We start from the raw sequence: 9,655 nt of genomic DNA on the forward strand, positions 1-9,655 counted from the left end.
CCCGATGCCCCGGTGCTCAACCGCTTCGTGGTGATGCGCACGGGGCTGGTCGCGCTGCTGATGGCGGCGGGGGCCATTGGCCTGTTCCTCTGGGAGTTCTCACGTCAGGGAGGGGCCCACGCCGCGATGGACCCACGGCCCCTGGCCGAGGCCCAGACGATGGCGGTCAACACCGTCATCAGCTTTCAAATCTTCTACCTGTGGCTGTGCCGCACGCTGAGCGGTTCGATGCGCGAGGTGGGCCTGTTCAGCAACCGCACCATCTTCGTGGGCATCGCCACGCTGGTGCTGCTCCAGGCCGCGTTCATGTACGTGCCCTTCTTCCAGCGCCTCTTCGGCACCGCGCCGCTGTCGCCCGGCGCCATCGCCCGCTCCGTGCTGGCCGGCGCCGTGGTGCTGCCCGTCGTGGGGCTGGAGAAGTGGCTGCGCTCGCGAAGCACCCGGCGCTCCGACCGGGATGATTCCCTCCCCCAGGACCGGGCCCGTCTGCCCGCCTGACGTCGCGAGCGTCCCCTCCATGCAGGAGGCCCGGCAAGCGCCCGTGCCTCCCGGCCCTCTCGCGATGGAGGCTCCCGGGGATGGCTAGCTTCAAGACATCCGCCTCGTGGAGGGCCTTCCATGACCATCGCCTGCGCCACCCTGCTCACCGACACATCCCGGAGTGCTGGAGAGACGGCGGTCCTCCTCGCCCGGCGGATGGGCGTCGCCCTGTGCCTGGTCCACGTGCTTCCCGGCAACGCCGTGCGGACGCTCGGTCAGCCCGTCTGGGAGGCCACGCAGGCCGCGTTGCTGGAGGAAGGCCGGCGGCTGGAAGCGCTGGGGGGCGTGGCCGTGGACCGCGTCCTGCTCTCGGGCGAGCCGGAGAAGGCCCTGGCGGAGCTGGTGGCGCAGCGCGGCCTCCAGGGGGTGGTGGTCGCCGCGCCCCGGAAGGACACGCCCTTCCTGGGCCTGGGGGGCACGGTCGACCGGATGGCGCAGGCCCTGGAGGTGCCCCTCCTGGTCGTCCGGGAAGGCACCGCCCTGGAGGCGTGGGCGCGTGACGGGCGGCCCCTGCGGGTGATGCTGGGCGTGGACCGCTCGCGGCCTTCCGAGGCCGCGCGGGACTGGGTGAAGGGGCTCGCGCGGTTCGGAGCGCTGGAGGTGGTGGGCGGCCGGGTGTTCTGGGCCTCCGAGGAAGCGGAGCGCCTGGGGCTGGTGCACCCGCACAGCTACAAGGACGTGTCGGCCGAGCTGCGCGAAGCCCTGACGCGGGAGGTGTCCACCCTGCTGGAGCCGGTGCGCGGTGAGGGCGTGACGGTGCGCGTGCGGCTGGAGCCGGGCCTGGGCCGCATCGCGGATCACCTGGTCGCGATGGCCACGGATGAGCAGGTGGACCTGCTGGTGGTGGGCACGCACCACCGCAAGGCGCTCGCGAAGCTGTGGAGCGTGTCGCACCACGCCCGGCGACTGGCCCCCATGTCGGTGGTGAGCGTGCCCGTGCCCGCCTCCGAAGAGGGGCTGGCGGAGGAGCCGCCCCGGGTGCGCACGGTGCTGGCGACCACGGACTTCCTGGCGGCCGGGGACCGCGCCATCGCGTATGCCTTCGCGCTGACGCCTCCCGGGGGCACGGTGCACCTGCTGCACGTCCAACCCGCCCGGGCCACGCCCGAACAACTCCAGGAGGCCCGGCGCCAGTTGGAGCTGCGCGTGCCCCGCTCGGAGCACGACGGGGACCATCGGGTGGAGCTGTCGGTGCTGACCGGCGACGACGTGGCGGGGGTCATCACCCAGGCCGCGGAGCGGTACTGCGTGGACCTGCTCTGCCTGGGAACGCACGGCCGGGGTGGCGTGAGCCGGGTCATCCTGGGCTCGGTGGCCCAGCAGGTGATGGCGCGCAGCGACCGGCCCGCGATGACGGTGCGCATGCCGCGCGCGTGAGGACCCACGTGGCCGGCCTTCGCATCCCCCGGGGGCCCGACGCCACATGAGCCGTGGTGGGGATCCATCCGGCGCGCACGCGTCAGGAGGCAACCCGATGCGAGCAACCGTGTTTCGAGGCGTCAACCAGGTGGGCGTGGAGGACGTCGAACGTCCGAAGGCCCGCGCGGGCGAGGCCGTGGTCCGGGTGACGCTCACGACCATCTGCGGCACCGACGTGCACATCGTCAAGGGCGAGTACCCGGTGAAGCCGGGCCTGACGGTGGGCCATGAGATGGTGGGCGTCATCGACGAATTGGGCGAGGGCGTCACCGGCTACCAGGTGGGCGACCGCGTGCTGGTGGGCGCCATCACGCCGTGTGGCCAGTGCCGGGGCTGCCTGGGCGGCCACCCGGCCCAGTGCGGCCATGGTTCCGGCATCGAGGCCGCGGGCGGCTGGCGCCTGGGCAACACGATGAACGGCGTGCAGGCGGAGTACGTGCGCGTGCCCTTCGCGCAGGCCAACCTGGCGCCCATCCCGGATGAGCTGAAGGACGAACAGGTGCTGCTGCTGGCGGACATCGCGTCCACCGGCTTCAGCGGCGCGGAGTCCGGCGGCGTGCGCATCGGAGACGCGGTGGTGGTCTTCGCGCAGGGGCCCATCGGCCTGTGCGCTTCCGTGGGCGCGCGGCTCATGGGCGCGTCGCTCGTCATCGGCGTGGATGGGGACGAGACGCGGCTCGCCATGGCGCGCAAGCTGGGCGTGGACGTGGCCATCGACTTCCGAAACCAGGACGTGGTGGCGGAGGTGAAGCGCCTCACCGGCGGCGGCGTGGACGTGGCCATCGAGGCGCTGGGAACGCAGCAGACCTTCGAGAGCGCGCTGCGCACGCTGCACCCCGGCGGCACGCTCTCCAGCCTGGGCGTGTACTCCGGCAAGCTGCAGCTGCCCTACGACGCGTTCGCCGCCGGCCTGGGCGACCACCGCATCGTCACCACGCTCTGCCCGGGCGGCAAGGAGCGCATGCGGCGGCTCATGGAGGTGGTGCGCGCGAAGCGCGTGGACCTCACGCCGCTGCTCACGCACCGCTTCGCGCTCAAGGACATCCGCGACGCCTACGAACTCTTCAGCCAGCGGAAGGACGGCGTGCTCAAGGTCGCCATCCGTCCGTGACTTCAGGTGTAGCGCGCGAGGCTTGAGGGCAGCTTCGCCGCCAGGTCCTCCACGCCGCTGAGCGTGAGGCCCAGGTCGGACAGCAGGCCGTCCTCCACGCCGTAGATCCACCCGTGCACCGTGAGGTCCTGCCCGCGCAGCCACGCGTCCTGCACGATGGTGGTCTGACAGACGTTCTGCACCTGCTCCAGCACGTTCAGCTCGCAGAGCCGGTCCTGCCGCAGCTTCGGCGAAAGCCCTTCGCCCAGGAACCGCTCGTGCTTCTGGTGCACGTCCTGCACGTGGCGCAGCCAGTTGTCCGCCAGCCCCACCCGGCGGCGCTCCAGGGCGGCCTGCACGCCCGAGCACCCGTAGTGGCCGCAGACGATGATGTGCCGGATGCCCAGCAGGTCGATGGCGAACTGCAGCACCGACAGCGAGTTGAGGTCGGTGTGCACCACCACGTTGGCGATGTTGCGGTGGACGAACAGGTCGCCCGGCATCAGGTTGACGACCTGGTTGGCGGGCACGCGGCTGTCGGAGCAGCCAATCCACAGGTACTCCGGCGCTTGGGAGCTGGCCATCTTCGTGAAGAAGTCGGCGTCCTTCTCCACCATCGAGGCGGCCCACTGGCGGTTGTTCTGGAACAGCACCTCCAGCCTCCGGTCGCCCGCGTTTCGGTCGGTCATCGTCGCTTCCAGAAGAGGGGCGTACCCCGGGGAGGCGCGACTCTACCGGGTGGGTGGGGCCCTGAGCGCCGCTGTTTCCCAGGGCGCGCCGGAATATGCGCGGGGGCCGGCGTAATCACCCCCGAAGGCGGCATTTCCCGCTCGACCTCCTCCGGGGTATCCCCATGGCGCAGCAGCTCCTCCGTTTCTCGCGGCTCCTTCCCGTGCTGGCCGCATCCGTGCTGGCCGCCTGTGGTGGAGAGGACGACCCCGGCGACGGCGACGGCACTCCCGGCGACACCTGCGTCCGGGACATCACCGAGAAGCAGACCGCGGCGACGACCTGGTCGGCGGGGGAAGACAACTGCGCCTATTCGGTGAAGGGCGTCATCGAGGTGAGCGGCGCGCTCACCATCGCCCCCGGGACGGTGGTCCGCTTCGGGCCCGACGCGGGCCTGCTCATCACGGAGACGGGCTCCCTCAACGCGGTGGGCACGGAGGCGAAGCCCATCACCTTCACGGGGACGACGCAGACGCCCGGCTTCTGGAAGGGGCTCGCGTTCAAGTCCAACAACCCCGCCAACGTGCTGGAGTACGTGACCGTCTCCTACGCGGGCAGCGAAGCGGCCTTCTGCTGCGACTTCTTCTACGGCGCTGGCGGCGGCATGGACGCCCGCGCCGCCGTGCTGCTGGGCTCCAACCTGCGGGACGCCGCCAGTACGGTGCGCATCACGCACACGACGATTGAGAAGAGCGGCACGGTGGGCCTCTTCGCCTTCAACAAGGCCCGCCTGCCGGGCTTCGCGCAGAACGTCTTCCGGGGCAACCTGGGCGCCCCTGTCAGCCTGACCATGTCCCTGGTGGGCGCGCTGGACAGCGCGAGCATCTACTCCGGCAACAGCGCGACGAGCCCTGCCGCCAACGGCGACAACACCGTCCACGTCCTGGCGGCCCCGACGGCGGACTCCGGCGCGACCCAGACGCTGCGCAAGCTGGACGTGCCCTACGGCATCGCCACCGGCATCCCGGACACGACGGTTTCGTACACCGGCGCGCTCACCATCGAGCCGGGCGTCCGGCTCCAGTTCGAGGCGTCCTCGGGCCTGCGCATCGAACAGGACGGTTCGCTGGTGGCGCGGGGCACGGCGGCGGACCGCATCGTGTTCACGGGCAGGACCGAGACGTCCGGCTACTGGAAGGGCATCTCCATCCGCTCCTCCAGCGGGAACAACGTCATCGCCTTCGCGGACGTGACGTACGGCGGCTCGGATGACTTCTGCTGCGACTACTTCACCAACGCCGGAGACATCGTCGCCAACATCTCCGTGGGCGGCGGAAACGGTTCGAACCAGGGCCGGCTCCAGCTCACCGATTCCGTCATCTCGCAGAGCCCCGCCTACGGCGTCTTCGTCTTCAAGGCGGCCACCTTCAGCGAGAGCGGCAACACCTACAGCAACAACAGCCAGAACTTCGCGCGCGAAAACTGAGGCGGTGCCTCCAACACCGCTTCACCCGCCGCGCGCCGTCCACCCGGACGGCGCGCGGCGGTCGATTCCAAGCGACTACTGGGGGGGGCGAGCTCCCCCGCGAGCAGCGCATCTGGACATTTCAGTATCAAGCCAGGGGACCCAGACGGGCAATGACAGTCGGCCCCTCGCGTGGCGTGTACCTGACTCGCGGCGCTTCCGGGGTTGCATCGCCCAACGGGCGCCGCGCAGGCTGCCGGTTCATGAGCGACCCCACCGCCCCCAAGACCGCCGACCTCTGTGACGCCCACGCCGGCACCGCGCACTTCCAGGTCGCCGAGCCGGGCTTCCTGGACTACGGCGGCCGCCGCGACTTCCAGGGCCCCATCAGCACCGTGCGGGCGCCTGAAGACAACTCCCTGGTCCGCAAGGCGTTGGAGGAACCCGGCCAGGGCCGCGTGCTGGTGGTGGATGGCGGAGGCAGCCGCCGCTGCGCGCTGGTGGGGGATCAACTCGCGGCGTTGGCGCAGAAGAACGGCTGGGCGGGCGTGGTGGTGAATGGCTGCATCCGCGACGCGGAGGAGGTGGGCCGCACCGCCGTCGGCGTGAAGGCGCTGGGCACCCATCCGCTCAAGAGCGGCAAGCGCAACGAGGGCCAGCGCGACGTGGAGGTGCGCTTCGCCGGCGTCACCTTCACCCCGGGCCACTACCTCTACGCGGATGCGGACGGCATCGTCACCTCGGCGAAGGCACTGCACTGAAGAGGTCCGCCCGCCCTCAGCCCACCGCGAGCCCCCGGGGCACCGTGGCCTCCAGCGCGGAGAGGAGGCGGACCGCGGCGTCGCCGACCTCCCGCCTCCAGGCCATCCGCCAGGGCCTTCGCAGGGGCCCTGATGCCAGCCGCTTCACGACGAGGTCGCCCTTGGCCAGATGCGGGGTTGCGATCCACTCGGAGAGCACGGCGATGCCCATGCCCGCGCGGGTCACGTCGAGGATGGCCTCGGTGAGCGGCAGCCGCTCCACCCGGAGGCGGGGGCGCTCGCGGCCGAACGCCCGCGCCATGAACCATTGCGACTCCGCGGGTGGGGTCGGCGAGGTCAGGAGCGTGTGGGTGCGCAGGTCCTCCCGGGTGAGCGTCTTGCGGGAGGCCAGCGGGTGCGACGCGGCCACCACGAAGACAATCTCGTCCGAGAAGAGCGCCCGCGTCTCCAGGCCCGTGCGCGGGACCTGCGCGGTCGTGAGGAGCGCCACGTCCAGCTCCCCCGCCACCAGGGCCGGGACCGGGGTCTGGGTGTGCTCCACCGACAGGGACAGGTGGATGCCTGGCAGGCTCTTGCGCAGCGCCACCAGCGCGGACGGCAGCCAGTGATAGGCCGTGTAGCATTCGCAGACGAGGCGGAGGCGCACGGACGGCGTCACCGGCGCTCGCACGCGGTGCTCCAGGTCGCCCAGCGCCACCAGCAGCCGCGTCGCGCCGGTGACGAGTTCCTGCCCCGCGGGCGTGGGCAGAAGTCCCCGCGGCGTCCGGTCGAAGAGGCGCGCTCCCAGCCGCTCCTCCGCCGCGAGCAGTGCGCGGCTCACCGCCGGCTGCGTGAGGTGCAGGAGGGCCGCGGCCCGCGCCGTGGTCCCAGCGGAGGCCAGGGCCACGACGACGCGCAGGTCGCGCACGTCCAGGCGGGTGGCCGGTGGAGGGGCAATGTCTTCCATGCATCGAGCCTATGCCAACGATGCGTTGGACGCATCCGCCCGGGATGAGCAGAGTGTCCTGCGTTGCCGCGAAGGCAATCCGCTCCACGTCCTGGAGGACATCCCATGCAGCTCTACTTCTCTCCCCTGGCCTGTTCGGTCGCGACGCGCATCTGCCTCTACGAGGCTGGCACGGAGGCGACCTACATCGAGGTCGACGCGAAGACGAAGCGCACGCAAGACGGAAGCGACTACCGGGAAGTGAACCCGCTCGGGCTGGTTCCCGCGCTGCGCACCGACGATGGAGACGTGCTCACGGAGAACGCCGCCATCCTGCAATACATGGCCGGGGCCCTTCCCCACGCGGAGCTCGCGCCGAGCGACAGCCGGGGCCGCGTGCGGCTTCAGCAGTGGCTGTCCTTCATCGGGACCGAACTGCACAAGGGGCTCTTCGCCCCGCTGCTGGACGCGACCGCGTCCGAAGGCGCGAGGGCCTACGCTTTGGAGAAGGGAGCGGCCCGGCTCGCCTACCTGGAGAAGTACCTCACCGGACGTGAGTTCCTCCTGGAGCGCTTCAGCGTCGCGGACGCGTACCTCGTCACGGTGCTGGGCTGGTGCGTGGCGACGCCCATCGAACTGAAGAAGTGGCCCGCGCTCAGCGCCTACTTCGCGCGCCTGCTGAAGCGGCCCGGCGTCGCGAAGGCCTTCGCGGAGGAGCGGGCGCTGTACCTGGCGGAGCGCGAACGGCACCGGGCGGCCGGGTAGGGAGGAGAAGAGGCCGAGCTGGAGATCCGGCCCTTCGCGGCCATCCCTCAAGGGACTCGAGCCCGGCGCGGACGGTGACGGACGCCACCGCCCGCGCAGGTCCTTCTGGGCTACTGGATGGTGTACGACACCGTGCCGCTGCAGCTCCCGTTGGAGTAGCAGCCGGCGCGGATCTGGTAGGTGCCCGCCGTGGTGGCCGTGAAGCTCGCGTAGGACAGCGTGCCGCAGGCGTCGTCGTTCGAGGCCGCCTGGGTGGTGCCGTTGTACAGGCGCAGGTACGTGTCACCCGTGCCGGAGGAGCCCGGCACCGTGCAGGTGCCGAACTTGAGGGTCTGCCCGGCGGCCAGGGTGACGTTGCGGTTGACGGTGTTCTGGTTGGCGCTGTTGGTGTTGGTGGCGGTGAAGGTGAACGTCACCGGCGTCGGGGGCGGCGGGTAGCCCGCGCACAGGCGCGTGCTGGTCGCCACCGCGCAGTAGTCGTCGATGGCCGGCCGCACGTAGGTGATGTCCTCGCCGCGGCAGCCCGTCTCCGTGCAGGTGTTGACGACGCTGCAGCTCCCGTTGGTCTTGTAGTCGGTCTCGCCGCGCACCAGGATGCCGGCCACCGTGTAGCCGCTGTTCTCGTACACGCCCGAGCCCGAGTTGCCGCCGAACGTGTCCGTGGTGGCCACGAAGTAGTCCAGCGTGCCCGAGCGCGCGTCACGCACCGCGCCGCCCGAGTCGATCTTGAAGGGAATGCCGCTGCCCGAGCCGATGACCGTCACGTTGGTGGCCACGGCCAGCGCGGCGTTGCCCGCGCGAATGGGGGCGGGCGTGAAGCGCGGGGTGGCCGGCCGATCCAACCGGACGATGGCGAAGTCCAGGTTGCGCCCGCCCACCGTGGCCTGCTGGCGCGCGACGATCGCCTGGCAGGAGAAGATGTCCGCGGTCGTCACCGTCTGCATCGTGCCGGCGGCGGTGCGGTAGAAGTTGAAGACGAAGCGCGTGCTGCTGCAGGCCGACGCGCTGGTGATGCAGTGGCCCGCCGTGAGCACCAGGTCGTCGTCGATGAGCGTGCCGGAGCAGAAGGCCGGGGTCAGGTCGTCCAGGAAGCGCTCGGAGGTGCAGAGGTTGTACGCGGAGCGCAGCGTGGACGCGTTGAAGGTGACGTTGTTGGGGTTGGTCGCGTTGAAGTCCGACGGGTTCATCAGCGCGACGGTGGACTGCTGAGCGCGGGCGCGCAGCGTGGCGTTCGCGTGCGCGTACACGTCCGTGCGGTTGTCGGTTCCATAGACGACGGGCTGCTTCTCCGTGCCCATGGGAGTGTCGGCGGTGGGCTCAGTCTCAGGGGCCGGACCGCAGGCCACGAGGGAAAGGGTACACAGCAGCGTTCCGAGCAGCGTCCTACGGCCGGAAGTCCGGGGGATTCGCATGTGCTGAACACTCCTTGACGGTGATGACCGCCCGCCAGGGGGCGAGCAGCGGACCGCATGCTCGCGCCAACCACGCACTCTCCGCAATGTATACTTAACGTGGAGTCACCGTGGTCCCGGGAACCGCGCGCCGCCAGCGCCTGCATTCGTGTCTGAACTTGTGGCGACCTGCTTCGCGACGAAGCGCTGCGCGTCCCGCGCGCGCTTCGTCCCGGCGACGCGAAGGGCCGCGCCACCCACTGCCCTGACGGTTCTCCCGGGACACCGCGAGTCGGGCAGCACGTGACGCTGCCCGCCGCCATCACCCTCCGCGCCAGCGTTGTCAGGCGGGTGGCCCGGAAGTCCACCCATGGCAAGCACGCGGAGGACACCGACTTCGTGCAGGCCGGGGCCCTCTACCGGCTGATGACGGAGCCCCAGAAGCAGCGTCGGGTGGAGAACCTCTCCGGCAGCCTCGCGCAGGTGAGTCGTGAAGACATCATCACCCGCGCCATCTCCTACTTCCGTGCCGCGGATGAGGAGTACGGTTCCCGCGTCGCCACCGCCGTCCACCCACTGCGCCGCGCACGCTGAAAGCCAGGAAGGAACCCCGCCCATGAGCTCCCCCAC

The 9,655-nt window shown here is 70.8% G+C and carries 10 protein-coding genes; 7 read left to right on the forward strand and 3 right to left on the reverse strand.

The features are described from left to right. The 3 genes from D7X74_RS34765 to D7X74_RS34775 all read left to right on the forward strand — a co-directional run. Positions 1 to 498 (forward strand): cation transporting ATPase C-terminal domain-containing protein (locus tag D7X74_RS34765; RefSeq protein WP_199741970.1); only part of this gene is annotated, 498 nt, incomplete at its 5' end. 120 nt (positions 499 to 618) lie between these two features. Further along, positions 619 to 1,917 carry a universal stress protein gene (locus D7X74_RS34770; protein ID WP_120537296.1) on the forward strand — a complete coding sequence of 433 codons (1,299 nt, stop codon included), beginning with the start codon at positions 619 to 621 and terminating at the stop codon, positions 1,915 to 1,917. Between the two features lie 97 nt (positions 1,918 to 2,014). Then, positions 2,015 to 3,070, forward strand: a complete 1,056-nt coding sequence (locus D7X74_RS34775; RefSeq protein WP_120537297.1) for a zinc-binding dehydrogenase — start codon at positions 2,015 to 2,017, stop codon at positions 3,068 to 3,070. 2 nt (positions 3,071 to 3,072) lie between these two features. Here the strand turns inward: D7X74_RS34775 and can are convergent, their stop codons facing one another. After that, positions 3,073 to 3,738 carry a carbonate dehydratase gene (can, locus tag D7X74_RS34780; protein WP_120537298.1) on the reverse strand — a complete coding sequence of 222 codons (666 nt, stop codon included), beginning with the start codon at positions 3,736 to 3,738 and terminating at the stop codon, positions 3,073 to 3,075. Positions 3,739 to 3,902: 164 nt separating this feature from the next. Here can and D7X74_RS34785 point away from each other — a divergent pair, with 164 nt between their 5' ends. Further along, complete coding sequence (locus tag D7X74_RS34785; protein ID WP_120537299.1) at positions 3,903 to 5,204, forward strand: hypothetical protein; 1,302 nt, start codon at positions 3,903 to 3,905, stop codon at positions 5,202 to 5,204. Between the two features lie 242 nt (positions 5,205 to 5,446). Beyond that, entirely contained in the window at positions 5,447 to 5,944 is a 498-nt protein-coding gene (gene rraA, locus D7X74_RS34790) for a ribonuclease E activity regulator RraA (RefSeq protein ID WP_120537300.1), read from the forward strand. A 16-nt stretch (positions 5,945 to 5,960) separates the two neighbouring features. Here rraA and D7X74_RS34795 read toward each other — a convergent pair whose 3' ends face one another. Next, entirely contained in the window at positions 5,961 to 6,890 is a 930-nt protein-coding gene (locus tag D7X74_RS34795; protein WP_120537301.1) for a LysR family transcriptional regulator, read from the reverse strand. A gap of 105 nt (positions 6,891 to 6,995) precedes the next feature. Here D7X74_RS34795 and D7X74_RS34800 point away from each other — a divergent pair, with 105 nt between their 5' ends. Further along, on the forward strand, positions 6,996 to 7,634 hold the full coding sequence (locus D7X74_RS34800) for a glutathione binding-like protein (protein ID WP_120537302.1): 639 nt from the start codon (positions 6,996 to 6,998) through the stop codon (positions 7,632 to 7,634). 110 nt (positions 7,635 to 7,744) lie between these two features. Here the strand turns inward: D7X74_RS34800 and D7X74_RS34805 are convergent, their stop codons facing one another. Continuing rightward, entirely contained in the window at positions 7,745 to 8,932 is a 1,188-nt protein-coding gene (locus D7X74_RS34805; protein WP_233595939.1) for a serine protease, read from the reverse strand. A gap of 396 nt (positions 8,933 to 9,328) precedes the next feature. On the opposite strand from D7X74_RS34805, the gene D7X74_RS34810 reads away from it, so the two are divergent. Then, positions 9,329 to 9,619: a catalase-related domain-containing protein gene (locus D7X74_RS34810; protein WP_233595938.1), complete on the forward strand. Its 291-nt coding sequence runs from the start codon at positions 9,329 to 9,331 to the stop codon at positions 9,617 to 9,619. The last annotated feature ends 36 nt before the right edge of the window (positions 9,620 to 9,655 follow it).

The sequence above is a fragment of the Corallococcus sp. CA047B genome, assembly GCF_003612065.1.
Taxonomy (GTDB): Bacteria; Myxococcota; Myxococcia; order Myxococcales; family Myxococcaceae; genus Corallococcus; species Corallococcus praedator.

Excerpts from the sequence above, each read along its gene's own strand:
- D7X74_RS34795 (WP_120537301.1), bottom strand. The coding sequence starts at position 6,890 with ATGGAAGACATTGCCCCTCCACCGGCCACCCGCCTGGACGTGCGCGAC.
- D7X74_RS34805 (WP_233595939.1), bottom strand. The coding sequence starts at position 8,932 with ATGGGCACGGAGAAGCAGCCCGTCGTCTATGGAACCGACAACCGCACG.
- rraA (WP_120537300.1), top strand. The coding sequence starts at position 5,447 with ATGAGCGACCCCACCGCCCCCAAGACCGCCGACCTCTGTGACGCCCAC.
- D7X74_RS34775 (WP_120537297.1), top strand. The coding sequence starts at position 2,015 with ATGCGAGCAACCGTGTTTCGAGGCGTCAACCAGGTGGGCGTGGAGGAC.
- D7X74_RS34785 (WP_120537299.1), top strand. The coding sequence starts at position 3,903 with ATGGCGCAGCAGCTCCTCCGTTTCTCGCGGCTCCTTCCCGTGCTGGCC.
- can (WP_120537298.1), bottom strand. The coding sequence starts at position 3,738 with ATGACCGACCGAAACGCGGGCGACCGGAGGCTGGAGGTGCTGTTCCAG.
- D7X74_RS34800 (WP_120537302.1), top strand. The coding sequence starts at position 6,996 with ATGCAGCTCTACTTCTCTCCCCTGGCCTGTTCGGTCGCGACGCGCATC.
- D7X74_RS34770 (WP_120537296.1), top strand. The coding sequence starts at position 619 with ATGACCATCGCCTGCGCCACCCTGCTCACCGACACATCCCGGAGTGCT.